Below are 26,280 nucleotides of genomic sequence, written 5' to 3'. Positions count from 1 at the left end.
TCGACGCCAGAATGGTGCCTCCCACCGCCGCACCCAGCGCTCCCGTCGCCGCTTCGAACGACCACGCACCGGCCTTCAAGGATCCGGTCAAGGACACGATCCTCACCCCGCGGTTCTACACCACAGATTTCGACGCCATGGCGGCGATGGATCTGCGGCCCAACGAAGTGGAGCTGGAGGCGATCTGCGAAGAGTTCCGCAAGGACTACAACCGCCACCACTTCGTTCGTAACGGCGAATTCGACGGCGCCGCCGACAAGCTCGATCCCGACACCCGCCGTGTGTTCGTCGAGTTTCTCGAGCAGAGCTGCACGTCGGAGTTTTCCGGCTTCCTGCTCTACAAGGAGCTGAGCCGCCGCATCAAAGCCAAGAACCCGCTTCTGGCCGAATGCTTCGCCCACATGGCCAGGGATGAGGCCCGCCATGCCGGCTTCCTCAACAAGGCCATGGGCGACTTCGGGCTCCAGCTCGATCTGGGCTTTCTCACAGCCAGTAAGTCATACACCTTCTTCAAGCCCAAGTTCATCTTCTACGCCACCTACCTCTCGGAGAAGATCGGCTACTGGCGCTACATCGCCATCTACCGCCACCTCGAGAAGAACCCTGACAGCAAGATCTTCCCGATCTTCAACTTCTTCGAAAACTGGTGCCAGGACGAAAATCGCCATGGCGACTTCTTCGACGCTCTGATGAAGGCCCAGCCGGACACCGTGCGTGGCCTGCAGGCGCGCCTCTGGTGCCGTTTCTTCCTGCTGGCTGTGTTCGCCACCATGTACGTCCGTGACGTGGCCCGCAAGGAGTTCTACGAAGCCCTTGGCCTTGATGCCCGCGCCTACGACAAGTACGTGATCGCCAAGACCAACGAAACCTCCGCCCGGGTGTTCCCCGTGGTGCTCAACGTGGAGCACCCACGTTTCTATGAGCGGCTGGAGCGGATCGTGGGCAACAACCAGGCCCTCAGCGCCGCCGATGCCTCCCCCGCCATCGCTCCGCTCAAGGTGCTGCGCAAGCTGCCCTTCTGGGCCGCCAACGGCCTCGAAATGGCGAAGCTGTTCTTCATGGCTCCGATTCGCAGCGAGGCCTTCCAGCCGGCTGTGCGCTGATCCTCAGCCGTTTGAAGTGCCTGGCCAGGGGCCTAGCCAACCCAGCAAATCTCTGGGGGGGTTCCCTGGCAGCGAAGCTGCTGAGGCATCCCGTGCCTGCGGCCTCGCCGTTAGCCTGAGCCACCAAGATCAGGCCGACTTCCTTGGTTGCTTCCACTGCTCGCCCCTTGCTGGCGCTCGAAGGTTTTGACCTCAGCTGGCGTCAACGCCTGGAGCCGTTGCTGGCTGCAGGACGCGCCGCTGGAGCCAGCCTGGTGGAGGTGTTCCTGGAGAGCACTGACCACATCGGCTTGCTGGCTGAGCAGGACCGCATCACCAGCGTGAGCCCGGCCTTCGGCCGCGGCGCTGGTGTGCGCGTGTTCCGCGGCGAGCGCGATGGCTTTGTCTCCACCAACGACCTCAGTGAGCGGGGCCTGATGGTGGCGCTGGAGCAGGCCCTGGGCATGCTGGGCCTCACGGTCAACAGCAACGGCATCAGCGGCTTCGACGGGCTGCCCGACCTGCGCGACTACGCCCTCGCCAAGGGCGACTGGCTGATTGCCTGCCCGACCCTGGCGGAAAGCACCGACCGGCTGCTGGAGGGCACCGCCCTGCTGGAACAGCACGGCCAACACCTGCAGGCACGCCGCGGCAGCTACGCCCGCGACTGGCAGGAGGTGATGGTGGCCGCCAGCGATGGCACCTTCGCCCGCGACATCCGGCTGCACCAGTCGGTGGGGCTCACGGCCCTGGCCGCCGACGGGGAGCACCGGGCCAGCCAGGGCCGCCGTTATGGCAGCACCGACCGCCCGGACGATCTGCGCCAGTGGGATGCCCAGACGGCCGCCCTCGACCTGTGTGCCAGCACCCAGGCCATGCTGCATGCCGAGTATGTGGAAGCGGGCACCTACCCCGTGGTGCTTGCCAACCGCTTCGGCGGTGTGATCTTCCATGAGGCCTGCGGGCACCTGCTGGAAACCACCCAGGTGGAGCGGGGCACCACCCCCTTTGCCGATCGGATCGATGCTCCGATCGCCCACAGCGCCGTGACGGCGATCGACGAGGGGCTCAGCGACGGCGCCTTCGGCAGCCTGTCGATGGACGACGAGGGCATGGCGCCCCAACGCACGGTGCTGATCGAGAACGGCGTGCTCAAGCGTTTCCTCTCCGACCGCGCCGGTGAATTGCGCACCGGCCACCCCCGCACCGGCAGCGGCCGGCGCCAGAGCCACGCCTTCGCGGCCGCCAGCCGCATGCGCAACACCTACATCGCCGCCGGGCCGCACACCCCGGAGCAACTGATCGAATCGGTCGATCGGGGCTTGTACTGCAAATCGATGGGTGGCGGCAGCGTGGGCCCCACCGGCCAGTTCAACTTTGCGGTGGAGGAGGGCTATCTGATCGAGAACGGTCGCCTCGGCAAGCCCGTGAAAGGAGCCACCTTGATCGGTGAAGCCAAAGAGGTGATGCCCCGGCTCTCGATGTGCGCCAATGATCTGGAGCTGGCAGCCGGCTTCTGCGGTTCGGTGAGCGGCAGCATCTTCGTCACCGTGGGGCAGCCGCACATCAAGGTGGATGCCATCACCGTGGGAGGCCGCTGATCATGAGCACCACCACAGCGGGAACCACCTTGGGCCTCGACGCCCACGCCCTCAGTGAGCAGCTCAGCGGCCTGGCCCAGGGCCTGGGCATCGAGCGCTGGGATCTGGGCGCCGCCTGCAGCACCGACACCTCCGTGCAGGTGGACCGCGGCGAAGCCAAGCAGCTGAAGGGCGCCCAGCGCAGCGCCATCACCGTCCGGGTCTGGAACGGGGATGGCCTCGTGGGCATCACCAGCACCTCCGACCTCTCTCCCGCCGGCCTGGCCCGTGCCCTCAGCGGTGCCCGCGATGCCAGTGCCTACGGCAACGCCGACGACATCCCGGCCTTCTCGCCGCTGGCCACGGCCCCGCTCGAACCGCTCGATCAGCCCCTGGTGGAGCCACGCGGCATCCTCGAGCTGCTGGACACCCTGCGGGAAGCGGAGCGCGACCTGCTCGGCCGCCATGCCGCCATCACCACCGTTCCTTACAACGGCCTGGCCCAGCGCAGCAGCGAGCGCCTCTACCTCAACAGTGCCGGCGCCTGCCGCGAGCAGAAGCTCACCACCGCCAGCCTTTACCTCTATGCCCGCGGTGAAGAGGAGGGCCGCAAACCCCGCAGCAGCGGCGCCGTGCGCCTGGCCTACGGCCTGCAGCAGCTGGATGTGGCCGGCTGCATCGCCGAAGCGGCCGAGCGCACCATCGCCCATCTCGATTACGCCCCGATCCAGACAGGGCACTACACCTGCATCTTTTCGCCGGAAGCCTTCCTCGACCTGATCGGCGCCTTCAGCAGCCTGTTCAATGCCCGGGCCGTGCTCGACGGCGTCAGCCTCAGCAACCGCGACGCGCTCGGCAGCGCCCTGGCGGTGCCATTTCTCTCCATCCACGACAACGGCCTGCATCCCGGCAATGTGGGCGCCTCGAACTTCGATGGCGAAGGCACGCCCGTGCGGCGCCTGGCCCTGGTGGAAGGGGGCGTGCTGCGCCACTTCCTGCATTCCGAAGCCACGGCGCGCGCCTTCGGGGTGGAGCCCACCGGCCATGCGGGCCTGGGCGCCAAGGTGTCGGTGGGGCCGCATTGGTTCGAGGTGGGGCCAAGCGCCGGTTCCTCCGGCGGCGCCAGCGGCCTGGATCGCCACACTGCCGACGGCGTGGTGTGGATCGATTCGCTCTCGGCACTGCACGCCGGTGTGAAGGCGAGCCAGGGATCGTTCTCACTGCCGTTTGATGGCTGGCTGATCCGCAACGGCGAAGCGCGCTCGATCGAAGCGGCCACCGTGGCCGGTGACATCCGGGCTGTGCTCAAGGGCATCCTCGGCTTTGAAGGGGAAGCCAAGCTCACCCCCGATGGCCTCTGCCCGCACGTGTGGGTGGAAGGCCTGTCCGTGACCGGCGACGCCTGAACGGCACCGGCCCCGTTTGATCCACCCGCCCACGTCCCTGTGAAGATTCTGTTCTGGGGCACGCCGGCCTACGCCGTGCCCAGCCTTGAGGCGTTGGTGGCTGCCGGCCACACGGTCGTGGGGGTGGTCAGCCAGCCCGACCGGCGACGTGGCCGGGGGGCGGCGGCCCAGCCGTCGGCGGTGAAGGCCCGGGCCCTGGAGCTGGGGCTGCCCGTGTTCACGCCCACCCGCATCCGCCGCGAACCGGAGGTGCAGCAGCAGCTGGCAGCCCTCGGCGCCGACCTTTCGGTGGTGGTGGCCTTCGGCCAGTTGCTGCCGCCCGAGGTGCTGCAGCAACCGCCACTGGGCTGCTGGAACGGCCACGGTTCCCTGCTGCCCCGCTGGCGCGGGGCCGGGCCGATCCAGTGGTGCCTGATGGAAGGCGACGCGGAGACGGGGGTGGGGATCATGGCGATGGAAGCCGGCCTCGACACGGGTCCGGTGCTGCTGGAAGGTCGTCTGCCGATCGGCCTGCTCGAGAACGCCCAGCAGTTGGCTGCCCGGCTCAGTCCGCTCACCGCCACCCTGCTGGTGGAAGCGATGCCGAGGATCGAGGCCGCCGGTCCTGGCACCGAACCGGAGCGCTGGCAGCGGCTGGGGCTGCGGCCCCAGGGCGACGACGGCGTGCGCTTGGCGCGGTTGTTGCGCAAGGAGGACTTCGCGGTGGATTGGAGCCGTTCGGCGCTGGCGATCCACCGCCAGGTGATGGGCTTGTACCCCGGCGCCACCACCACGCTGGCGGGCAAGCGGCTCAAGCTGCTCGCCACCGAGCCGCTGGTGGCCAGGCTGGCGGAGCAACTGAGCGCCGACGTCCGGGCGCTGGCCACCGGCGTGGCTGAGCAGCAAGGGAGACCCGGTGAGGTGCTGGCTCTGCTGCCAGGCGTGGGGCTGGTGCTGGGCACCGGCGGCTGCCCGCTGCTGCTGCGCAGTGCCCAGCTGGAGGGCAAACAGGCGGCCAGCGGCCAGCCCCTGCTCCAGCAGCTGGGCCTGCAAGCGGGTGACCGGCTGGGTGAGAAGGGGGCAGGGTCTGCTCCAGAGGGGTCGCTCGGCAGGAGCTGAGCGCGGTTCCGCTGGTGCTCAGGCCAGGCGCCTTTCGATCTGGTGCTCAGGCCGGGCGTCTTTCCATACAGTGACGCCACGAGCGGACAGGACAGGCGCGATGGAGGGAGCCGGAGCGGCGGTGAATGCGCAGGAACCGGCAGCAGCGATGGAGAACGGGGGCCGCAACGATCCGCTGCTGTGGGCCCTGGATCATGCGCAGGCACCTTTGCGGGTGGGCACCTGGCTGAAGGTGGAAGCCGATCAGGCCGCGGTGTTCGCCGTGGGGAATCAGCTGGCCGATGTGCTCCTCACGGGCCGCCATCAGCTGCGGCGCCAGTCGCTGCCGAAGCTGGCGGGGTTGATCGACCTGCCGGGGCAGGAAGGCAGCTTCTTCAATGCCCAGATCCACGTGGTGGACCTGCGCCCCCTCACGGCCCTGCCCTGGGGTGAGAGACGTGCGCAGCCGATGGTCGCCACTGCGCTCCGTCCGGTGGCTCCCTCGCCGGAGACCTTCAGCGCCTCCGGGCTCTGCGCGATCCAGTGCCTGGACCCGCTGCTGGTGCTACGTACCGTGGGCGCCCGCCAGCTGATCGAGGGCCCGTCACGGCCGGCTGCACCGGTGACTGAGCTGCTGGCCCCGCACCTGCTTGGCATCTCCAGCCAGCTGCGGCAGGTGATCCACGATGGCGTCCTTGGCCCAGCGCGGGAGGAGCCATCGTTGGCCATGCTGGCCAGCGACACGGGGGAGAGGTGCCGCAGCAGCTTTGCAGCTGTCGGACTGGCGCTCAGCGATGTGAGCATCGAGAGCCTCACCCTGCCGGCACGGAAGCCGAGCGGAGAAGTAGCGGCCTCGTTGGAAGCACTGATGAGCCTGTTTCGGCCGGCACCACCGCCACCGCCACCGGCCTGAGCCGGTTGACTGGGCTGCAGGCTTGAGCAGGGGGTTTAGGGGCGACGGGTACGGGCCCGCGCCGGGGCGGCGGCAGATCCGGAGCCGGGCGCCGGCCGGCGGGAGCGGGTGGGGGGACGATCAGGCCGGCCACCGCCACCTCCGCCGGAGCGGCGTCCACCCTTGCCCCGCCCACCGCTGAGATCCAGCGGCGGGGCCGAGAGGATGGTGGGCTCAAACCCGGCGATCTCCAGCCGCGGCAGTGGGTTGCCGATCATCCGCTCGATCGCCCGCAGCAGCTCATGCTCCTCGGCGGCCACCAGGGAGATGGCATGGCCACTCTGGCCGGCACGGCCCGTGCGGCCGATGCGGTGCACGTAGTCCTCGGCCACGTTGGGCAGGTCGAGGTTGACCACATGGGGCAACTGCTCGATGTCGAGGCCGCGGGCAGCCAGATCGGTGGCCACCAGCACACGCAGCTCGCCGCTCTTGAAGGTGGCCAGCGCCCGGGTGCGAGCCCCCTGACTCTTGTTGCCATGGATGGCCATGGCCGTGAGGCCCTCCTGGTTGAGGCGATCGGCCAGGCGGTTCGCACCGTGCTTGGTGCGCGAGAACACCAGCACCTGCCGCCAATCGCCCTGGCGCACCAGATGGGTGAGCAGATCAGCCTTGCGGGCCATGTCGCAGGGATGCATCACCTGCTCCACCAGCGGAGCGGCCCTGTTCTCGGGCGTGGCCTGCAGCTGCACCGGGTTGTGCAGCAACCCCTGAGCCAATTTGCGGATCGAGGGGTTGAAAGTGGCGGAGAACAGCAGGTTCTGCCGCTTCGGCGGCAGCAAGGCCAGGATCTTCTGGATGTCGCGGATGAAGCCCATGTCGAGCATGCGATCGGCTTCATCAAGCACGAGGATTTCGAGCCGATCGAAGCGGATGGCGTTCTGCTGATAGAGGTCCATCAGTCGCCCCGGAGTGGCCACCAGCACGTCGGCGCCACGGCGCAGGCGCTGCATCTGCGGGTTGATCTTCACCCCGCCGAACACCACATCGCTGCGCAGATCGAGATAGCGCCCATAGACCTGCACGCTTTCCGCCACCTGGGCCGCCAGCTCGCGCGTGGGCGTGAGCACCAGGGAGCGCACCTGGTTGTTGCGGGCGTGGGGGCCGTGCTGAAGCCGCTCCAGCATCGGCAGGGTGAAACCGGCGGTCTTGCCGGTGCCTGTCTGGGCAGCCGCCATCACATCGTGGCCAGCGAGCACCGCTGGAATTGACTGCAGCTGGATCGGCGACGGCACCGTGTAGCCCTTGGCCGCGATCGCCTTGAGCAGCGGCTCCGAGAGACCAAGCGAATCAAAGGAGACGCCGGCATCGGGAAGGTCCGTCAGCACAGGCCGCTGCTGCGGTGCCTGCTCCTCTGCCTGAAGGCGACGGATGGGTGGCGTGCGGCGACCGCCGCTGGGTTGCTCCTGTCCCGGAGCTGGGTGGGTCAGAAGGGTGATCGGAGCGGCTCGCATGGTGCCCCAAGCCTAGAGGGAGCCACCAAGCACGCCCGAGGGTGGAGAGGCCTTGGGGTTGAGGGCCTCAGAGCGGCTGGTGGCATCGGAACCGTTGCGCCAGATGAGGAGAGCGACAAGGACGCCATGACGGCGAGCGGCAGGAACAAGCAAACGCAGGAGGATGACCAACTGCCAATTCGCCGTGCCGCCCAGTTGTGGCGGCTGACAAACGGATGGGAGGCGCACAGCGTCGGGATGCCGTACAACAGCGGCCAGCTCAGGTGCAGGCAGGAACAATCTGGTGGCCAACCACATCGAGCAGCAAAGTCCTGAGCCAAGGCATGGGTGATCTCAGCGGCTTGAAAGGCGGTAGCCGATCCCACGGATCGTTTCGATGCGGCGGGAATCGATTTTGCGACGGAGATAACCGATGTAGACATCCACAATGTTGGACTGGGGATCGTGGCCATAGCCCCAGACATGGTCGAGAATCTGCTCGCGGCTGTGGATGGCCAGCGGGTTGCTGAGCAACAACTCCAACAAACGGAACTCACGATCCGTGAGGTCGATAGGGTCGGGAAAACTCTCGAGGAACACCTGGCGTGCCCGCAGGTTCATGGTGATGCCGCAGTGCTGAAGCTCAAGCGTCTGCGCATTCGGAGCCTGAGCCAGGCGAGCAGAGGACGTGCGCAGACGGGCACGGATGCGCGCCAGCAATTCATCAAAGCGAAAGGGTTTGGTGATGTAATCATCAGCGCCAGCATCCAGGCTGGCCACCTTGGTGCTGAGATCATCGCGGGCGGTGAGAACAATCACCGGGGTTTCAATGCCCTGACCCCGCATCGCCTCGAGAACAATGGTGCCATCAAGGCCCGGAAGGCCGAGATCCAGCAATAACAGATCGATGGGGGAGGCAGAAAGGATGTCGACCACGCCATCACCGGATGGCGTGTGCACCACGTCGTAGCCCTGAGCCCGCAGCCCCTTTTCAATGAAGCGAGAGATGCGTGGCTCGTCTTCGGCGATCAGGATGCAGGCCATGGCTCAGGTGAAAAGTCACGCAGCAGCACAGGTTGCCGTGCGGGAAAGATCAATGTGAAGGTCGTGCCGCGGTTTGGCTGGCTGAGGAGTTCAATCCGGCCATGGTGGGCGTTCACGATAGCCCTGACGATCGACAGACCAAGACCCGAATGATGCTCAGCTTGGGTGCGGCTTCTGCCCTTGAAGAAGCGTTTGAACACCTGCGGCTGGATGCGCTCAGGGATTCCCTCACCGCTGTCTGAGACCCAGAGGCGGATGGAGCCATCGGCAGCGAGGGAGGAGCCCAGCTCAATGCGATCAGATTCACTGGTGTGCTGGGTGGCATTGAGTGCAAGGTTCATCATGCACTGGGTGAGGCGTTGTTCATCGGCCTCCATCATTGTCTGGGCCGTGCATGCCAACGACCAGCGGCGCGGGGCGAGAATCCTGGCCTTCTGGTAGATGTCCTGGGTGAAGCGATGCACATCAAGGTCACTGAGCACAAGGAATTCAGGGCGTTGGGATTGGGCCAGCAGTGAAAGCTCTGCAACCAGCCTGGCGATCCGGTCCACTTCATCCAGCACGAGGCGTACCGTTTCACGGCGAGCCTCCTCATCATCGTCCTGAAGAAGCAGCTCGATATTGCCCCTGATGATAGTGATTGGTGTGCGCAATTCATGCCCCGCATCTTGGATGAATTCCTTCTGGGAAATGATTAAGGCTTCCAGGCGGTCCATCATGGCGTTGAAGCTGAGGGTGATGTCCCCCAGTTCGCCTCTGCTGGTAACGGGCAAACGCTGCTTGAGATTCGTGGCCGTGATCGAACGCGTGGTGCTGGCCAGCAGCTGGAGGGGAGCCAGCACCGCCTTGGAAAGAATCCAGAGAAACAACAGCGACGTGATCAGAATGCCAACAACAATCTGAATCAAGATGGAGGTGAAATCGCCAACCTCAGCAAGTTCGCCGGCAGTGGTACGTGCCGCCACGAACACAGCTTGCACCCGGCCATCCACTTCAACAGGAACGGCCGAATACAGAATGGTTCCCACCTCTGGATCAGCTTCATCCACCTTGCCTGAAGCAAGCTTTGTGGTGGCTTCCCACTGCTGCATCAAGACAGATCCCGGCCGCATGGGGTGAGGCAGAGCCACTGGGCTCGAGCGCTGAAACTCTCCATTGATGATCAAGATGAAGAAGGTGTCGTCTTCCGGAAGGATCTTCGTGAGAAAACTCTTCATGTGCCCGGCAAGCTCAGGGCTGGAAGGAGCCGCTTCGGCGGTAAGCAATGGCCGCATGTAGTGCTCGAAGTCTTGAATGCTCTCGCCCAGGCTGGTTTGCTCACGCTGATGCAGCTCAAGCAGCAGCAGATGCTTACTGAGCGGCACCGTCAGACCAATCAGCACAGACAGCATCACGGCATAGAACACCAACAGCCGCGTGCGAACCTCACCAAAGAACCCCGCTTGCGGCATGTGACCTTCCAACGTGTACGGAATTGAGCAGTAAAGGTAAGGCAGCACCGCTGCTGGAAGCGATGCTTTCGCACTGGCGTTGAGCCTGGACTGACGCCGACACACACAGCTGAAACAGCCCCGTTCAGAGCACTGAACAAAGCGTGAGCAGTGAATGCAGGAAGAAACCCGCCAGGCCAACAGCCTGACGGGTGATCATCACGATCGATGAGGTCAGATGAAATCGAAGGTCGGCACGTAATCGAACTTGAAGTCGTTTCCGGGATCAAAGCCGCCGAAGTACCCCTGCAGCAGCATGCTTCCAGAGGAGCCAGCAAACGAGAGCTGGGTGCCCTGGGACGTGGTGCTGATGTTGATCGACGCTTCGGAAAGGCCCAGTGAGGCCGCGAAGTGGATCTGGTCTCCCTGTACGCGGCTGAAGTCGATCACCGTATCGCCAGCGCCGAAGATGAACACATCACCCCCTGCGCCACCCGTGAGCCTGTCATTTTGCAGGCCGCCGTCGATCAGGTCATCGCCGGCACCACCAACCAGTTGGTCGGCACCGCCGCCGCCCCAGAGCAGATCATTGCCGGCATCGCCGTTGAGGCGATCGGCACCGGCGCCACCATCGATGATGTCGTTGCCATCACCACCGAAAACGATGTCGTTTCCGCCAAGGGAACGGATCGCATCATTGCCATCCAGGCCGTTCATGGTGTCGCCGGCAGCGGTGCCCGTGAGCACGTCATCGCCGGCTGTTCCGGTGAGTTGAGGCAATGGCGGCGTGACCGAACCAGTGGTGGGGAGATAGCCACCCGTGTTGTTGAAGGGAACGAGGCTGGCTGCCGTGAGCGGCTGATCAGAAACCAGAATTTTCTCCAGCTGCAAGCCGGCATAGGCGCCACCCACACCAACAGCAGGCGATTCGGAAATATAGAAGAAGTCGGCACCATTCTTCGATTGATCTGGATCCACATCCAATGCATTCGCACTGGAGACTCCAAAGGTGGTCACCTGTCCAGCGGCGGTGGTGACAGTCAGACCGATGACGGCACCAGCGCCACCGATCAGAGCGCCGGTCTGGGCGTTGAAGCTGGCGGGAGCAAAGGTGATCCGCACCGTATCGGTGGCACTGAACCAGACACGCCCTACTTCGACGCTGGTTGTGGAAGCATTGGAGTCAAATTGCAGGGCTTCGCCGAGACGATCACCACTAACAGTGAGGGTTGTCATGTCGAGTTCTCAAGTAGGAGGAACACTCAACAAAGTTATCGGCCTATCTACCCGATGACTCAACAATGAGAACCTTCTCATGTCGCCTTCATCGTTATGACAATGTCTGTCAGATGTTACTCAAATACAACTGAATGCAAGAAAACAGCGGCGTGATTTCTTGCATTCTTGGTTGGGGCCGAACGAAGTGAGCCAGACAGCTCGGCAGAAGGGTTTCTCCCGCAAAGGAAGAAACGCAATCAGAGCCATCTGTTCTCTCGGATGTTGCTGTGGTAGCAGGAAGCGAGCTCTTGCTCCTCAGCGCCCCGCCCCAGCCCCCGCCGGCACCTTGCCGACGCCCAGAGCGCGCAGTTCCTGCAGCAGGGTCTGCAGCACCTGTTTGGCGTCGCCGAACACCATCGAGGTCTGGGGGAGTTCGAACAGGTCGTTGCGAATGCCGGCGTAGCCGGAGCCCAGGCTGCGTTTCACCACGAACACCGAGCGGGCCTGATCCACCTCCAGCACGGGCATGCCATAAAGCGGACTGCCGGGATCGCTTTTGGCGCGGGGGTTCACCACGTCGTTAGCGCCCAGCACGATCACCACATCGGTGCGGGGGAATTCCGGGTTGATCGCATCCATCTCGATCAACTGGTCGTAGGGCACATCGGCCTCAGCCAGCAGCACATTCATGTGGCCCGGCATGCGGCCGGCCACCGGGTGGATCGCATAGCTCACCTCAATGCCCTGCTGCTCCAGCAACTTGGCCAGCTCCTTGAGGCTGTGCTGCGCCTGGGCCACCGCCAGGCCGTAGCCCGGCACGAACACCACCCGCTCGGCCGCTTCCAGCGTGAGCGCGCATTCCTCGGCGCTGCAGGAGGTGACGTTCTTGTACCCCTCCTCCTTGGCACCATCGGCGCCGGCCGCCGGCGCTGCCCCCATGGCTCCGCCGAACAGCACCGAGGTGAGCGAACGGTTCATCGCCGTGCACATCACCTGGGTGAGGATCAGGCCCGCCGCCCCCACCATGGCGCCGGCCACGATCAGCAGCTCGCTGCCCACCACGAAGCCAGCCGCCGCTGCCGCCACACCGGAATAGGAGTTGAGCAGTGAGATCACCACCGGCATGTCGGCGCCGCCGACCGGCAGGGTGAGGCCCACGCCCAGCAGCAGCGAAAGCACGGTGAGCGGGATCAGCGCCACCGCCATGCCTTTGAGCACCAGGCCGCAGCACACCAGTGAGGCCACCACCAGGGTGATGTTGATCGCGTGGCGCTGGGGTTTCTGGGTCCAGCCGGGGGTGCCCAGCCATTCCTGCAGCTTGCCCATCGCCACCAGCGAGCCGCTGAAGGTAATGGCGCCCACCAGCACCGACGCCAACACCGACACCTGACCCAGCAGGTCGAGCGGCGTGGGCAGTTGGGCAGCGCCGATCGCCACCAGCAACGACGACAGGCCGCCGCAGCCGTTGAACAGCGCCACGGTTTCTGGCATGGCGGTCATCGCCACCTTGAAGGCAAGCAGGGCGCCGAGGCCGCCGCCCACTCCCAGACCGAGCAGCATCCACGGCCACCCGTCAAAACCCTGTTGCAGCAGCAGACCGGCCACCGCCAGCAGCAGGGCCAGGGCCGCCAGGCCATTGGCCGCCCGTGCCGTGCGGATCTTGGCCAGGCCCTTGAGGCCGAGGGCCAGAAGCAGCACGGCCCCGAGTTCGAGCGTCAGTTCACCCATCAGTTCGCTCCCTTGCGTTTGAACATGGCCAGCATCCGGTCGGTCACGAGGAAGCCCCCGACCACGTTGAACAGGGCAAAGCCCAGCGCAGTGGCGCCCAGCAGGCGCAGCGCCGGTGTGGGCGCCTCGGCGATCAGCACCAGGGCCGCCAGCAGGGTGATGCCGCTGATGGCGTTGGCGCCGGACATCAACGGGGTGTGCAGGGTGGGGGGCACCTTGCCGATCAGTTCCAGCCCGAGCAGGCTGCCGAGCACCAGCACCCAGAGCGCTTCGGTGCCGCTGAGAACGCCGCTCATGCCGCCACCTCCACCAGCGCGGGCCAGAGGTCGGGGCGGCGGCAGGCGCCGGCGTGGGTGATCAGACAGGGGTCCAACAGGGGGTCCTCCGGGGAAATGGTGAGCAGGTCGTCGACGAGCAGCTGCTCCAGCAGCGCCGACACATTGCGCGCATACAGGGCACTGGCGTGCTGCGGCACCGAGGCCGGCAGCTGGCCGGCGCCGATCACCCGCACCCCGCCGATCTCGACGGTGGTGTCGGCCTGGCTGCCGGCCACATTTCCGCCCTGACCCACCGCCAGATCCACCACCACCGATCCGGGCCGCATCACGGCCAGCATCTGTTCGGTGATCAGCAGCGGTGCCGGCCGACCTGGCACCAGCGCCGTGGTGATCACGGCATCGGCTTCGGCCAGGTGCACGGCCAGCTGCTGGCGCTGCGCTTCAAGGAAGGCCAGGCCGGCCTCGCGGGCATAGCCGCCGGCCTCACCGGGGGCATCGCGTTCAGGCGGATCAATGAAGCGGGCACCGAGCGATTCCACCTGCTCCTTGGCGGCCGGCCGCACATCGCTCACCTTCACCACGGCACCGAGGCGGCGGGCCGTGGCCACCGCCTGCAGGCCGGCCACGCCGGCGCCGAGCACCACCACCTTGGCCGGCTGCACCGTGCCGGCGGCGGTCATCAGCATCGGGAAGAAACGATCGAGCTCGGCCGCTGCCAGCAGCACCGCCTTGTAGCCGGCGATGTTGGCCTGCGACGAGAGGGCATCCATCGTCTGGGCGCGGCTGATGCGGGGCAGCAGCTCCAGCGCCAGCGCCGACACGCCCTGGTGGGAGAGGCGCTCGATCAGGGGGCGGTTCTGGTAAGGCTCCAGCAGGCCCATCAGCAGGCTGCCGGAGCGCAGACGCTCCACATGGCCGGGGCCGCCCTCGGCTTCCAGCCGCGGTGGCGCCACCGTGAGCACCACATCGGCGCTCTCCCAGCCTTCAGCGGCTCCGGCGGGCAGGACCTCCGCGCCGCTGGCCGCAAAGCTGTCGTCGCCGTAGCCCGCCTGCTGGCCGGCCCCACTCTCGATCGCCACCGCGCAGCCCTTGTCCGCAAGGCGGCGGGCCGTTTCCGGCGTCGCGGCCACCCGTCGTTCGCTGGGGCTCCGCTCCGCCGGGATCCAAACCCTGATCACGCTCCACTCCCTCCACACGGGTTTCCATGTAAAGAGCAGGAGGCCCATCAGGAGCCAGCCGGGCCCGGCCGTGTGTTCATGCCACCACATGCGTTCATGCCGCTGCCGGCAAGCGCACACACCACGGCAATCCGTAGCCGCCCGCACATCCGCGCCGCGATCGGCTCCCTAAATCCAGTGGGTCATCCACGTCGACCTCACCATGGCCACCTACGCGATCACGATCGAGGGCGGCAAGACCTTCGACTGCCCCGACGATCAGTACATCCTTGATGCCGCCGAAGAGCAGGGCATCGACCTGCCGTACTCCTGCCGTGCCGGTGCCTGCAGCACCTGTGCCGGCAAGATCCTGGCCGGCAGCGTGGATCAATCCGATCAGAGCTTCCTCGACGACGACCAGATCGCCCAGGGTTTCGCCCTGCTCTGCGTCAGCTACCCGATGAGCGACTGCACCGTGCTGCCGGGCGTGGAAGACGAGCTCTGAACCCGGAGCTGCGCGCGGCTCGTATCGCTCAGGCCCCCACCACCGCGCGGTAGGTGGGGTGCCAGCGGGCCTGCTCCAGGCAGGCGAGCGCTTGCTCGGCCGTGCTGGCGTGGCGGGCCACGCCGGCTTCCACCGCCGCCAGGGCCACCGCTTCCGCCACTGCTGTTGAAACCAACGCCACCTCAGTGAGATCCGGCATCAGCGGCGCCTCGGGATCGCTCCAGGCAGGAATGCGCCGCGCCAGTGCCTCCAGGCCCGCATCGATCATCGCTTCGCTCACCTCGCTGGCCCCCACCGCCACGCTGGCGAAACCCAGGCCGGGGAACAGGAAGCAGTTGTTGCACTGACCGATGCGGCGCAGCCGCCCCCCCACCTCCACCGGCGCAAACGGACTGCCGGTGGCTACCAGAGCACGGCCCTCACTCCAACGCAGCAGATCGGCGGGTTGGGCCTCCGCCAGCCGGGTGGGATTCGACAGCGGCAGGATGATCGGCCGCGCCACCGCGGCGGCCATGCGTTCCACCACCTGCTGAGTGAAGGCCCCCGCCACCGTGGAGGTGCCGATCAGCACGGTGGGGCAGACGCGCTCCACCACTTCCAGCAGGCCGATCGTGCCGGCGGCGTCGCGGCGGAAGGCCTCCAGCTCCGCCAGCTGGCGCGCCAAGGCTCGGGCCATCTCCGGGATCTGCTCCGGCAGCTGGCCCGTGTGCACCAGCCCGTGGCGATCGATCAACCACACACGTTGGCGCGCCTCTGTGGCGGAAAGGCCGCTGCGCTGCAGCAGCCGCACCAGGCCGTCGGCGATGCCGCACCCCGCTGTACCGGCGCCGAACACCACGATGCGATGCTCCGCAAGCGGCACTCCGGCCCCCTGGGAAGCCGCCCTCACCACAGCGCAGGCCACACCTCTGGTGCCCTGGATGTCGTCGTTGAAGCTGGGCAGCTGCTGCCGGTAACGGGCCAGGTTGCGGTGGGCATTGCCCACGCCGAAATCCTCCCAATGCAGCAAGGCCCCCGGAAACACCTCGGTGACGGCCTGCACGAAGCGGGCGATCAAGGCGTCGTAGGCCGCACCGGCCAGGCGCGGCTGGTGGCTGCCGGGATAGAGGGGATCGTCGAGCAGCTCGGGCCGATCGGTGCCCACATCAAGCACCACCGGCAACGCCCGGTGCGGATCCAGCCCGGCGCAGAGGGTGTAAACCGCCAGCTTGCCCTGGCAGATTTCGATGCCGCCCACCCCCTGGTCGCCGATGCCGAGGATGCCCTGCGCATCGGTGACGAGGATCAGATCGATCGGCCCGCTGGCCGCCTGCCGCAGCACCGCCGCGAAGCGGTCCTGATCGGCCGCCGCCAGAAACACGCCGCCGGCGGGGCTGCGGTAATCGAGGCTGAAGCGCTGGATCGCCGTTCCCACCGTGGGGGTGTACACGATCGGCAGCACCGCTTCGACGTGATCGGCCAGGAAGCGGTGGAACAGGATGCTGTTGGTCTGGCGCAGGCCGTGGGCGAAGCGGAACTTCTCCATGTCGCTGGCCAGGCTGCAGAAGGCCTTCCACACCCGGGCCACCTGGATGTCGAGCGTTTCCACGGCAAAGGGGAGCAGCCCCTCCAGGCCCAGCTGGAGCCGCTCCGCCCGGCTGAAGGCCGTGCCCTTGTTGAACTGCGGATCGGCGAGCAGCTGGCGCCCGCGCAGGCTGGTGGTCAGGGGCGCAGGGGTGGGCAAGGACGAAGCGCTCAACGGCCCCTCAGCAGCCGGGATGCCGGAGCGTACGCCAGTCGCCACAGCCGGTGCTGACCTCCAGGCCGATCCCGACCGGACCACCGGCAAGGCCGCCCCGCTGCTCCTGCCACCAGCCACAGGCCGCCTCCCAGGCCGCCTCCATCGAGTCGTAGGCCTCATCGAGCACGGGGTGAGGCTGTCCCTGGGGATCGACGAGCCGGTAGATCCGCTGGACAGGTGCTCCGGGCAGGACAGGAACCATCACGACAGGGTTCAGTGTGCAGGATCCTGCGCGGGATCGGGGACGCTGGCTGTGCCCACGCGAACCCTCCGGGCGGGGTGTGGCGCAGCCTGAGGCGGGCTCAGGCCTGTCGCCGGGCATCGGCGCGCTGCCAGAGAGCCAGGCCGCCGCCCTTGCCCCGTGCCGCCAGCCACGACCCCTCGGGATCCGCCGCGATCAGGGCAAAGAACGGCAGGCCCGCCACCGGCAGGCTGCTGAAGGGAGCGGCGGCGGGCAGCGGGCGATCCACCAGTGTGCGTTCGCCCAGCCGCAGCTGCAGACGCAGGAAGCGGAACAGCAGCAGGGGGCGCCGGCCCTGCAGCCGGGCCTCGCCGCAGAACCGCAGCTCCAGCATCCCCAGCCGCACGCTGTTGATGATCTCCAGAGGGTCCGCCTCAGAGGCGGCAGACGCGGCTGCATCGGTTGACTCTGCTGGCGCGCTCAGGCTGAGCGAGGCGCCGAGCCCGCGCAGCAGGGTGCTGGACAGGTCTGCAGGGGTGGAGCGGCCCCGCGGCCAGGTGCGCTGCAGGATCCACGTGCCGCGCAGCGCCGCCGGGCTCAGGCCGCTGCCATTGCGGCGGCTCGCGCACTCCAGCGCCAGCAGTTGCGGACCATCGGGCAGGGAATCGGACATCGGCGGGGGGTGAGGTGGGACAACGGCTGGCGGGTGGGGATGGCCGTTCGTGAAGCCGGGTATGGATCGCTGGACGGGGACTGGCACCGTTTTTAGGGTTGATGTGGAGGGTGCCTCACCGGCCTCCCCCACCGCCAACCCACGAGGATTTCCATGCGCACCCATGACCTCGAGAACCATGACAACCTCTACGCCGATGAGGTGGCCATGCAGGCGGGCGAAACCCGCGCCGATGCTCTCAACCATGCCCTGCTGGCCACCGGCGCGATCCTGCTGATGGTGGCTGCCCTGGGTGTGGTGTTGATCATCAGCTGAGCCAAACTCACAGCTCAGCAGGCAGGGCTGAGGGATGCTGCCGCTGTGCTGGGTGGTGGCAGGCGTTCAACCGGGGTGACTCGGTAGTGAATGCTGCACTGATTGCACCTGCGCATCGACTAAACACCAATGATGCAGCCGAGGTGAGCCGATGTCCAAGGACAAACTGAAAGAAGAGAAAGTCAAGAAGGACAAGAAACACAAATCCGGCAAGAATGGCCACAAGAAGAGCCACGGCAAAGCGCTCTCCTACCCGCTCGGCTCAGGCGATGCCTACGGTCCCTCGCCGATCCTTGACGACTTCTCCGAGCAATCCGAAGGACGTTTAACCAAACTCGACAAGAAGCTCTACGAGAAAGAGCTGGCTCGCCTGCAGGTGGAGTTGGTGAAGATGCAGTACTGGATCAAGTCAGTGGGCTACAGGCTCGTGCTGCTCTTCGAAGGCCGTGATGCGGCCGGCAAGGGTGGAACGATCAAGCGCATCACCGAGCCGCTCAACCCACGCGGCTGCAATGTGGTGGCCCTCGGCACCCCTTCCGACCAGCAGAAAACGCAGTGGTATTTCCAGCGCTATGTGGAGAATTTCCCCTCCGCTGGTGAGATCGTGCTGTTCGATCGCAGCTGGTACAACCGGGCCGGCGTGGAAAAGGTGATGGGCTTCTGCAAGCCTGAGCAGGTGGAGGAATTCATGCTCTCCTGCCCGGAATTCGAGCGGATGCTGGTACGCAGCGGCATCATCCTGATCAAATACTGGTTCTCCGTGAGCGATGAAGAACAGGAGGCCCGTTTCCTCTCCCGTCTGGAAGATCCTGCCCGGCGCTGGAAGCTGAGTCCGATGGATCTGGAGTCGCGCGATCGCTGGGTGGAGTTCTCCAAGGCGAAAGACGAGATGTTCGCCCACACCAACATTCCTGAAGCCCCCTGGTTCACGGTGGAGGCCAACGACAAACGCCGTGCCCGCCTCAACTGCATCCGGCACTTGCTCAGCAAGGTGCCCTACGAAGACATGACACCGGCCCCGTTTGAATTGCCGCCCCGCAAGAGCGGCAGCGATTACCAGCGTCCGCCGATGAACGAGCAATTCTTTGTGCCCAATGCTTATCCCTAAGCACGGGTGAGGCTCAGATCATGCTGCGGGGAGCCGGGGATGGGAACAACTGCTGAAAGGCCAGCTTGCGCTCGCTGAGCGGCTCCATGGCCCGGTCCCAGAGGGTTTCGAAGTAGAAGAAGGCCACCCCGAGCTGGCGCTCCCGCACCGCATTCACCTGGGCCTGAATCAGCTCCATCGGGACCAGGCGCTGGCGCTGACCCGTCATGATCGCCACCGCCGTGGGAATCCTGGTGCGCGATTCCAGCAGGGCCGCTTCGGCCAGCAGGGGCAGGAAGGAATCAAGATCCGGGCGATAGAGCTGCACGATCAGCTCATCCACCAGGCCACGCCGGATCCAACCGAGCCAATCCTGGAGCTGCAATTTGTAGGCGAAGTCGTAATAGTTCGGCGACACAGACACCACCGCTGAGGGCTTGGCCGCATGCACAGTGTCATGCACTCGTTGCATGAAGTCACTGATCTTGTCAGCGCGCCACTTCAACCAGGCCGGATCGCGCGGGTTGGCAGGAGGAGCCTTCCTGGTTTCCTTCCGATACAACGCCGTGGTGATGTCGTCATAACCGAAATCACTCGGCAGGCTCATGTGATCGTCGAACTGGATGCCGTCGCCGTCGTATTGGCTGATGATTTCCTGCACCAGCTCAAGAATGAACGCCTGCACGTCAGGATGCAGCGGGTTCAGCCACACCACCTCGCCGGCGGCGCTGATCGAGGTCAGGCCGCCGTCCTGTTTGCGGGTGAGCCATTGCGGATGCAGGCGGGCCAGCTCGGAGCCGGGCGGGGCCATGAAGCCGAATTCGAACCAGGGGATCACCAGCAGGCCTTTGGCATGGCCCGCCTGGATCAGCTCGGCGAGCACGTCCTGCCCCTGCAGGCCGCGGAACGTGAACGACTGAATGCCGCGGCGCTGGGTGGACGCACTGGCGTAATAGGCGATGCCGCTGTTCCACACCACCGGATAGATGGTGTTGAAGTTCAGCCGTGCCAGCTGCTCCACTGCCAGCTGCATCCGGTCGCGGTCGCGCAGCACCGGCATGTCGTTGCCGGTCATCCAGACGCCGCGGATCTCGGCGCGGTTGAGGCTGAGCGGCTGCGGCTGCGCCACGGGAACCGAGGAAGTCGCCGGAGCCGCCACAGTCCCCGGAGTCGCAGAGGCGGGCGGTGGTGGTGGTGGTGGCGGAAACGACGCGATGGCGAACCCTGGCAGCACCGTGGCAGCGACGGCCACGAGCACGAGAACCAGGCGCCGCAGCCAGCGGTGTCTGAAGAAGGGCATCGGTGGGGGCTGGGTACGGGCTGAGGGAGCGGATCGGCGATCCCGGCCTCCCGCTCGGGAGCGCGAATTGTGCCGCCTTGTCGCGGCACTGTCATGGCCGGCACAAAGGCAAACGCGACCGGATTCTCCGGCCGATCACGACGTGCTGGCGCCGACCGCCCTGACACCCTGCCGGCAACGGCTGCCGTGACACCATGCCGGCACCGTCCCGACCCGAGCCCGTGCCTCCAGACACCATGCGGGCGATCGTGCAGCGCCGCTACGGCCCGCCCGAAGTGCTGCGCCTGGAGCAGGTGCCCAGGCCGGTTCCGGCCGACGATCAGGTGCTGGTGCGGGTCCGGGCCAGCGCCGTGCATGCCGGCGACTGGCATCTGATGCGGGGAGACCCCTTCATCAGCCGACTGATCTATGGCGGGCTGCGCACGCCCTCGATCTCCACCATCGGCACCGACATCGCCGGTGAAGTGGCGGCGGTGGGCGCTGCAGTGACGGGGCTGCAGGTGGGGGAGGCGGTGTTCGGCGATCTGTCGGAGGCGGGCTTCGGTGGCTTTGCGGACTACGTCTGCGCCCCCGCCACGGCCCTGGCGCCCATGCCCGCCGGCAGCAGCTTCGCGGAAGCGGCGGTGCTGCCGGTGTCGGCGCTCACCGCCCTGCAGGCGCTGCGGGACGCGGGCCAGCTGAAGCCGGGACAGCACGTGCTGATCCATGGCGCCTCCGGGGGCGTGGGGTCCTATGCCGTGCAGATCGCCAAGGCCTACGGCGCCGAAGTGACCGGCCTCTGCCGGGTCCAGAACCAGGCGATGGTGCTGGCCCTGGGCGCCGACCACGTGAGCGATCTCGGGCCGGCCGATCTGCGCCGCCAGACCCAGCGTTTCGATCTGATCGTGGACATGGCGGCCTTTCTGCCGATCCGTTCCTGGCTGCCCCTGCTCACTCCCGCCGGCACCTACGTGCTGGTGGGGGGCGACTTCAGCCGGCTGCTGCGCGCCCTGCTGCTCGGCCCGCTGTTCTCCAGGCTGCGCCGCCGCCAGGTGGTGGCGGTGATGCAGCAGCCGAAGCGGGCGGATCTGCTGGTGCTGAAGGAGCTGGTGGAAGCCGGGCAGCTCAGGCCCTGGATCGATGGGCGCTACCCGCTCGACAAACTGCCGGACGCCGTGCGCCGTCTCGAAGCCCGGCAGGTGAAGGGGAAGCTGGCGATCGAGATCTGACGGGCACTCCAAGGCGGCGCCCACCGGGCTGAACAGCAGCGACAGCAGACCACCTGGATGGGCACTGCCGGCGCAACGGCGCTCTGGATCAGGAGCGCGGCGCCGGCTCCAGGCGGATCAGCTGGCCATCGCCCGCAGCATCGGTGAGCACGTAGAGGAAACCATCCGGCCCCTGGCGCACATCGCGCACCCGCGCGCCGATGTCGATGCGGTGCTGGCCGCGCACCCGGCCGGCGGCATCGAGCGTGAGGCGGTGCACCGCCTGCGACACCAGGCCACCGGCAAACAGCTGGCCGCGCCAGGCCGGCATCCGCTCTCCGTCGTACACCACCAGCCCCGAGGGGGCGATCGCCGGGGTCCACACCAGCTCCGGGTCCACGAAACGCGGCGATCCGGTGGCGGCGGAGATCGCCGGGCCGAAGTATTCGCGGCTGTGGGTCACAACCGGCCAGCCGAAGTTCGCCCCAGCCCTGGGGCTATTGAGCTCGTCGCCACCCTGGGCGCCATGCTCGGTAGCCCACACCCGCCCGCGGCCGCGGTCGTAGGCGAGGCCCTGGATGTTGCGGTGGCCCAGGCTCCACAGCCCTGGCAGGGCGCCGGGATCGCCGGCGAAAGCGGCGGCGCGCACCGGCCGGCCCGTGTCGGTGAGGTGCAGGATCTTGCCGAGGGCGCTGGCGCGGTTCTGGGCCTGCACACGGATCAGGGCCCCATCGAGCTGCACGGGGGGATTGCCGCCGTCGCCGATCGCCAGCAGCAGGGTGCCATCGGGCAGCCACAGCAGCCGGGAGCCGAAGTGCTGGCCGCCCACCTTGCGCTGGGGCACCTCGAAGATCACCTGCAGATCCTGCAGCGCGCGTCCGTCGAAGCGGGCCCGGGCCAGGCGGGTGTGGTTCGCCGCTTCCGTGCCGGCGGCATAGGTGAGATACACCAGCCCGTTGTCGGCGAAGCGGGGATGCACCGCCACATCCAGCAACCCACCCTGGCCCCGCGCCAGCACCGCCGGCACCCCGGCGATCGGGGTGGGATCAAGGCGGCCGTTACGCACCAGCCGCAACCGGCCGGGTCGCTCCGTGATCAACAGCTCACCGCTCGGCAGCCACGCCACCGACCAGGGGTGCTCCAGCCCCCCCACCACCGGCACCTGGCGCACCGCCTCACGCGGCGCCTCGGGGCTGACCACCAAGGGCGGGCGGGTGCCACTCGTTGCATCCGCTGTCTGGGCACCACTGGGGGTGGCATCAAGGACGGGCGAGCCCGGCAGCGGACCGCTCAGCGGCCGGGCCTGACAGGCCGTCACCAGGGGCAGGGCGAGCAACAGGACCACACGCGCGGGCCCAGCGAGGCAGCCGGGGAACCTGATCACGGGCCACAACCAGAGCAGGGGCCACGATGCTGGCCCAGAATCACAGGCGATGCGCTGCCCTGGCCGCCTCGCCCATGTCCCCATGGCTTTCCGGCCGGTTGATCGCTGCCAGTGGCCTTGCGCTGGTGGTGTTCCTGCTGGCCCATCTGGCCGGCGTGGCCCAGCTGGTGCTCGATCCGGCCGCTTTTGAGGCGCTGGCGGCCTGGCTCCATGCCAGCCCCTGGTTGCCGGCGGTGGAACTGGGGCTGGCCCTCGCGGCCCTCACCCACGTGGCGCTGAGCCTGCAGCGGGTGCTCCAATCTGCCCGCGCCCGCGGCGAGGCCGGCTATGCCCAGCTGCGCAGCCGTCGCCCCGACAGCCTTGCCGCCTTTGCTTCCCGCACCGCGCCGCTCAGCGGCAGCGTGCTGCTGCTGTTTCTGGTGGTGCATCTGCGCCAGTTGCGCTGGCAGCGGCCGCCGGCCGGCCTGGAGGCGCAGGCGGTGGCCCTGGCGCTGAGCTCTCGCTGGGCTCTCGCCCTTTACCTGGCGGCGGCCGTGGCCCTGGCCCTGCATCTGCTGCATGGCAGCGAGAGCGCCCACCGCAGCCTGGGCCTGCTGGAGGCCGCCAACGCCGCGGGCCTGCGCAGGGGCAGCTGGCTGCTGGCTGTGCTGGTGGGCGGTGGCTTTGCCCTGATGGCGGGCCTGGCCGCCGGTGCAGCAGGTGGCCTGGTGGCGGGGGCTGCTGGGGGCCTGGGAAGCCTGATGGCCCTGTTGGGCCTGCAGCCATGAAGCTTGATCCCCAGCTGCCCAGCGGGCCGATCCATGACGCCTGGACGCAACGGCGCCGCGAGCTGCCGCTGATCAGCCCGATCAACAAGCGGCGCTTCAAGGTGCTGGTGGTGGGCAGCGGGCTGGCGGGGGCCTCCGCCGCCGCCACCCTGGCGGAGCAGGGCTTCCGCGTGACCCTGCTCACCTATCACGACAGCCCGCGGCGGGCCCATTCGGTGGCGGCGCAGGGGGGCATCAACGCCGCTCGCAACTATCAGAACGACGGCGACAGCATTGAGCGGCTGTTCCTCGACACGGTGAAGGGGGGCGACTTCCGTGCCCGCGAAGCCGGCTGCCACCGCCTGGCTGAAATCAGCGGGGCGATCATCGACCAGTGCGTGGCCCAGGGGGTGCCCTTCGCGCGGGAGTACGGCGGCACCCTGGCCAACCGCAGCTTCGGCGGCGCCCTGGTGAGCCGCACCTTCTACGCCCGTGGCCAGACCGGCCAGCAACTGCTGTACGGCGCCGTGCAGGCCCTGCTGCGCCAGGTGGACGCCGGCCGGGTGGAGCTGCTCACGCAACGGGACGTGCTGGATCTGATCACGGTGGAGGGGGTGGCGCGCGGGGTGGTGTGCCGGGTGCAGGCCAGCGGCCGCCTTGAGGCCCACACCGCCCATGCGGTGCTGCTGGCCAGCGGCGGTTACAGCAACGTGTTCCACCGCTCCACCAACGCGGTGAAATCCAATGCCAGCGCCATCTGGCGGGCGCACCGGCGCGGTGCCGCCTTCGCCAACCCCTGCTTCACCCAGATCCATCCCACCTGCATCCCCAGCGGCGATCCAGGCCAGAGCAAGCTCACGCTGATGAGCGAAAGCCTGCGCAACGACGGCCGCGTGTGGTTGCCGGCCCAGGCCGGCGATGCGCGACCACCGCACGCCATCCCCGAAGCCGAGCGGGATTACTTCCTGGAACGCCAATACCCCACCTACGGCAACATGGTGCCCCGCGATGTGGCTTCGCGCCGGGCCAGGGAACGCTGCCTGGAGGGCCACGGGGTGGGCCCCGGCGGCCGCTCGGTCTATCTCGATTTCAGCGACACGATCCGTCGTGAGGGACGCGCTGCGATCGAAAGCCGCTACGGCAATCTCTTCGCCATGTATCAACGCATCACCGGCAGCGATCCCTATGCCGAACCGATGCGCATCTACCCGGCGCCGCACTACACGATGGGGGGGCTCTGGGTCGACTACAACCTGATGAGCACCATCCCCGGACTGTTCGTGCTGGGTGAGGCCAACTTCTCTGAACACGGCGCCAACCGGCTGGGCGCCAGCGCCCTGATGCAGGGCCTCGCCGATGGCCTGTTCATCGCCCCGGCCACGGTGAGTGGCTGGCTGGCGGGCCACCTGCACACCGAGGTGAGCGCCGATCATCCGGCCTGCCGCGACAGCATCGCCGCGGTGCAGGCCCGCATCGACGGCCTCGGCAGCACGAGCGGCGGGCACAGCTGCGACAGCCTGCACCGGCAGCTGGGGGACACCATGATCGGCGCCTGCGGCATCAGCCGCCATGCCGACGGCCTGCGCGCCGCCATGGCGGAGGTGCGGGCGCTGGAGTTGGCCTTCGCCCAGGAGCTGCGTCTGCCGGAACCGCGTGCGGGGCGCAATCCCGAGCTGGAGAAGGCGCTGCGGCTGGAGGACTTCCTGCAGCTGGCCGGCCTGATGCTGCGCGATGCGCTGGCGCGGGAGGAATCCTGCGGCGCCCACTTCCGCGAGGAGCACCAGAGCGCCGATGGCGAAGCGCTCCGCGACGACGACAACTTCTGCCACATCGCCGCCTGGCAGTGGAACGGCGAGGGCGAGGAGCCGATCCGCCACTGCGAACCGCTCCACTACCGGCACGCCACGCCCAGCCGGCGCAACTACCGATGAGCAGCGCTTCCCTCCGGCTCACGCTGCGGATCTGGCGTCAGGAGAGCCCGCAGCAGCCCGGCGCCTTCGTGAGCTACCCGCTGGAGGAACTCAGCCCCGATCTCTCGCTGCTGGAGGCGCTCGATCGCCTCAACGAGCAGTTGCTGATGGCCGGTGAGCGGCCGGTGAGCTTCGATCACGATTGCCGCGAGGGCATCTGCGGCGCCTGCGGCTTCATGGTGAACGGTCAGGCCCACGGCCCCCAGCGCGCCACCAGCGTCTGCCAGCTCTACCTGCGCCACTTCCGCGACGGCGACACGCTCACGCTTGAACCCTGGCGCGCCCGGGCCTTTCCCCTGCAGCAGGACCTCAGCGTCGACCGCTCCGCCTTCGACCGGGTGCTCGCGGCCGGCGGCTACGTGTCAGTGAACACGGGCAGCGCTCCGGCGGCCAATGCGCTGCTGGTGGGCAGGGAGCAGGCGGAGCAGGCCTTCGCCGCCGCCAGCTGCATCGGCTGCGGTGCCTGCGTGGCCGCCTGCCCCAACGCCTCCGCCAGCCTGTTCGTGGCCGCCAAGCTGGGCCATCTGGCCCTGCTGCCCCAGGGGCAACCGGAGCGGCAACGGCGCTCCGCCGCCCTGCAGTCCGCTATGGAGGCCGATGGCTTCGGCAGCTGCAGCAACCAGCTGGAGTGCGCCGCCGTGTGCCCGAAGGAGATCTCCGCCGACTGGATCAGCCGCATGAACCGCTCCGGCTGACCGACTGAGCCACTCACTGACTGAGCCACTCCCTGAGTCACCGACTCACCGACCGCCATTGCGGCTGCGGAAAGG

The 26,280-nt window shown here is 67.3% G+C and carries 24 protein-coding genes; 12 read left to right on the top strand and 12 right to left on the bottom strand.

Annotated elements, in window-relative coordinates:
- The first annotated feature begins 11 nt into the window (after window positions 1–11).
- From acsF to ACWJI3_RS02035, 5 genes are all read left to right on the top strand, one after another.
- Complete coding sequence (gene acsF / locus ACWJI3_RS02055; protein ID WP_480202684.1) at window positions 12–1,103, top strand: magnesium-protoporphyrin IX monomethyl ester (oxidative) cyclase; 1,092 nt, start codon at window positions 12–14, stop codon at window positions 1,101–1,103.
- Window positions 1,104–1,246: 143 nt separating this feature from the next.
- Window positions 1,247–2,683 carry a TldD/PmbA family protein gene (locus tag ACWJI3_RS02050; protein ID WP_480202683.1) on the top strand — a complete coding sequence of 479 codons (1,437 nt, stop codon included), beginning with the start codon at window positions 1,247–1,249 and terminating at the stop codon, window positions 2,681–2,683.
- Window positions 2,684–2,685: 2 nt separating this feature from the next.
- Window positions 2,686–4,068: a TldD/PmbA family protein gene (locus tag ACWJI3_RS02045; RefSeq protein ID WP_480202682.1), complete on the top strand. Its 1,383-nt coding sequence runs from the start codon at window positions 2,686–2,688 to the stop codon at window positions 4,066–4,068.
- Window positions 4,069–4,107: 39 nt separating this feature from the next.
- Complete coding sequence (locus tag ACWJI3_RS02040; protein ID WP_480202681.1) at window positions 4,108–5,166, top strand: methionyl-tRNA formyltransferase; 1,059 nt, start codon at window positions 4,108–4,110, stop codon at window positions 5,164–5,166.
- 100 nt (window positions 5,167–5,266) lie between these two features.
- Window positions 5,267–6,058 carry an SPFH domain-containing protein gene (locus tag ACWJI3_RS02035; protein WP_480202680.1) on the top strand — a complete coding sequence of 264 codons (792 nt, stop codon included), beginning with the start codon at window positions 5,267–5,269 and terminating at the stop codon, window positions 6,056–6,058.
- A gap of 35 nt (window positions 6,059–6,093) precedes the next feature.
- On the opposite strand, the gene ACWJI3_RS02030 is transcribed toward ACWJI3_RS02035, so the two are convergent.
- The 7 genes from ACWJI3_RS02030 to ACWJI3_RS02000 all read right to left on the bottom strand — a co-directional run bounded on the left by ACWJI3_RS02030 (window position 6,094) and on the right by ACWJI3_RS02000 (window position 14,403).
- A complete protein-coding gene (locus ACWJI3_RS02030) occupies window positions 6,094–7,548 on the bottom strand; it encodes a DEAD/DEAH box helicase (protein WP_233132773.1) in 1,455 nt (484 codons plus the stop codon).
- 333 nt (window positions 7,549–7,881) lie between these two features.
- A complete protein-coding gene (locus ACWJI3_RS02025) occupies window positions 7,882–8,571 on the bottom strand; it encodes a response regulator transcription factor (RefSeq protein WP_480202679.1) in 690 nt (229 codons plus the stop codon).
- On the bottom strand, window positions 8,556–10,070 hold the full coding sequence (locus tag ACWJI3_RS02020) for a sensor histidine kinase (protein WP_480202678.1): 1,515 nt from the start codon (window positions 10,068–10,070) through the stop codon (window positions 8,556–8,558). Before ACWJI3_RS02020 ends, ACWJI3_RS02025 begins: the two co-directional genes overlap by 16 nt.
- A gap of 165 nt (window positions 10,071–10,235) precedes the next feature.
- Window positions 10,236–11,237: a calcium-binding protein gene (locus tag ACWJI3_RS02015; protein ID WP_094510701.1), complete on the bottom strand. Its 1,002-nt coding sequence runs from the start codon at window positions 11,235–11,237 to the stop codon at window positions 10,236–10,238.
- 297 nt (window positions 11,238–11,534) lie between these two features.
- Window positions 11,535–12,947: an NAD(P)(+) transhydrogenase (Re/Si-specific) subunit beta gene (locus ACWJI3_RS02010; protein WP_480202677.1), complete on the bottom strand. Its 1,413-nt coding sequence runs from the start codon at window positions 12,945–12,947 to the stop codon at window positions 11,535–11,537.
- Window positions 12,947–13,243 carry an NAD(P) transhydrogenase subunit alpha part 2 gene (locus ACWJI3_RS02005; protein ID WP_094510703.1) on the bottom strand — a complete coding sequence of 99 codons (297 nt, stop codon included), beginning with the start codon at window positions 13,241–13,243 and terminating at the stop codon, window positions 12,947–12,949. Before ACWJI3_RS02005 ends, ACWJI3_RS02010 begins: the two co-directional genes overlap by 1 nt.
- Entirely contained in the window at window positions 13,240–14,403 is a 1,164-nt protein-coding gene (locus ACWJI3_RS02000; RefSeq protein ID WP_233132774.1) for an NAD(P) transhydrogenase subunit alpha, read from the bottom strand. The genes ACWJI3_RS02005 and ACWJI3_RS02000 overlap by 4 nt, the downstream gene beginning before the upstream one ends.
- 202 nt (window positions 14,404–14,605) lie before the next feature.
- Between ACWJI3_RS02000 and ACWJI3_RS01995 the strand changes: the two genes are divergently transcribed.
- Complete coding sequence (locus ACWJI3_RS01995; RefSeq protein WP_094510704.1) at window positions 14,606–14,887, top strand: 2Fe-2S iron-sulfur cluster-binding protein; 282 nt, start codon at window positions 14,606–14,608, stop codon at window positions 14,885–14,887.
- 28 nt (window positions 14,888–14,915) lie between these two features.
- On the opposite strand, the gene ACWJI3_RS01990 is transcribed toward ACWJI3_RS01995, so the two are convergent.
- The 3 genes from ACWJI3_RS01990 to ACWJI3_RS01980 form a co-directional block, all read right to left on the bottom strand.
- Window positions 14,916–16,625 carry an NAD-dependent malic enzyme gene (locus tag ACWJI3_RS01990; protein ID WP_480202676.1) on the bottom strand — a complete coding sequence of 570 codons (1,710 nt, stop codon included), beginning with the start codon at window positions 16,623–16,625 and terminating at the stop codon, window positions 14,916–14,918.
- Between the two features lie 7 nt (window positions 16,626–16,632).
- A complete protein-coding gene (locus ACWJI3_RS01985) occupies window positions 16,633–16,869 on the bottom strand; it encodes a hypothetical protein (RefSeq protein WP_094510706.1) in 237 nt (78 codons plus the stop codon).
- Between the two features lie 100 nt (window positions 16,870–16,969).
- A complete protein-coding gene (locus tag ACWJI3_RS01980; protein ID WP_480202675.1) occupies window positions 16,970–17,521 on the bottom strand; it encodes a hypothetical protein in 552 nt (183 codons plus the stop codon).
- 153 nt (window positions 17,522–17,674) lie between these two features.
- On the opposite strand from ACWJI3_RS01980, the gene ACWJI3_RS01975 reads away from it, so the two are divergent.
- Window positions 17,675–17,836 carry a hypothetical protein gene (locus tag ACWJI3_RS01975; protein ID WP_255099385.1) on the top strand — a complete coding sequence of 54 codons (162 nt, stop codon included), beginning with the start codon at window positions 17,675–17,677 and terminating at the stop codon, window positions 17,834–17,836.
- Between the two features lie 151 nt (window positions 17,837–17,987).
- The gene (gene ppk2, locus ACWJI3_RS01970; RefSeq protein ID WP_255099386.1) at window positions 17,988–18,944 is read left to right on the top strand and encodes a polyphosphate kinase 2; all 957 of its coding nucleotides are present in this window, start codon (window positions 17,988–17,990) and stop codon (window positions 18,942–18,944) included.
- Window positions 18,945–18,957: 13 nt separating this feature from the next.
- Here ppk2 and ACWJI3_RS01965 read toward each other — a convergent pair whose 3' ends face one another.
- On the bottom strand, window positions 18,958–20,223 hold the full coding sequence (locus tag ACWJI3_RS01965; protein WP_480202674.1) for a glycoside hydrolase family 10-like protein: 1,266 nt from the start codon (window positions 20,221–20,223) through the stop codon (window positions 18,958–18,960).
- 194 nt (window positions 20,224–20,417) lie between these two features.
- Here ACWJI3_RS01965 and ACWJI3_RS01960 point away from each other — a divergent pair, with 194 nt between their 5' ends.
- Complete coding sequence (locus ACWJI3_RS01960; protein ID WP_480202673.1) at window positions 20,418–21,431, top strand: NAD(P)-dependent alcohol dehydrogenase; 1,014 nt, start codon at window positions 20,418–20,420, stop codon at window positions 21,429–21,431.
- A gap of 88 nt (window positions 21,432–21,519) precedes the next feature.
- Here ACWJI3_RS01960 and ACWJI3_RS01955 read toward each other — a convergent pair whose 3' ends face one another.
- The gene (locus ACWJI3_RS01955; protein WP_480202984.1) at window positions 21,520–22,749 is read right to left on the bottom strand and encodes a PQQ-dependent sugar dehydrogenase; all 1,230 of its coding nucleotides are present in this window, start codon (window positions 22,747–22,749) and stop codon (window positions 21,520–21,522) included.
- A gap of 119 nt (window positions 22,750–22,868) precedes the next feature.
- Between ACWJI3_RS01955 and ACWJI3_RS01950 the strand changes: the two genes are divergently transcribed.
- From ACWJI3_RS01950 to ACWJI3_RS01940, 3 genes are read left to right on the top strand one after another with little or no spacing between them, the layout of a single operon-like run.
- Window positions 22,869–23,561: a succinate dehydrogenase/fumarate reductase transmembrane subunit gene (locus ACWJI3_RS01950; protein WP_480202672.1), complete on the top strand. Its 693-nt coding sequence runs from the start codon at window positions 22,869–22,871 to the stop codon at window positions 23,559–23,561.
- Window positions 23,558–25,471: a fumarate reductase/succinate dehydrogenase flavoprotein subunit gene (locus ACWJI3_RS01945; protein WP_480202671.1), complete on the top strand. Its 1,914-nt coding sequence runs from the start codon at window positions 23,558–23,560 to the stop codon at window positions 25,469–25,471. Before ACWJI3_RS01950 ends, ACWJI3_RS01945 begins: the two co-directional genes overlap by 4 nt.
- Complete coding sequence (locus ACWJI3_RS01940; RefSeq protein ID WP_480202670.1) at window positions 25,468–26,205, top strand: succinate dehydrogenase/fumarate reductase iron-sulfur subunit; 738 nt, start codon at window positions 25,468–25,470, stop codon at window positions 26,203–26,205. Before ACWJI3_RS01945 ends, ACWJI3_RS01940 begins: the two co-directional genes overlap by 4 nt.
- Window positions 26,206–26,280: the final 75 nt, after the last annotated feature.

The organism is Marcopretia estuarina LEGE 06307 (assembly GCF_056633115.1).
Note: the sequence above shows the minus strand (reverse complement) of the source record. Positions and strands in the feature narration are given on the sequence as shown.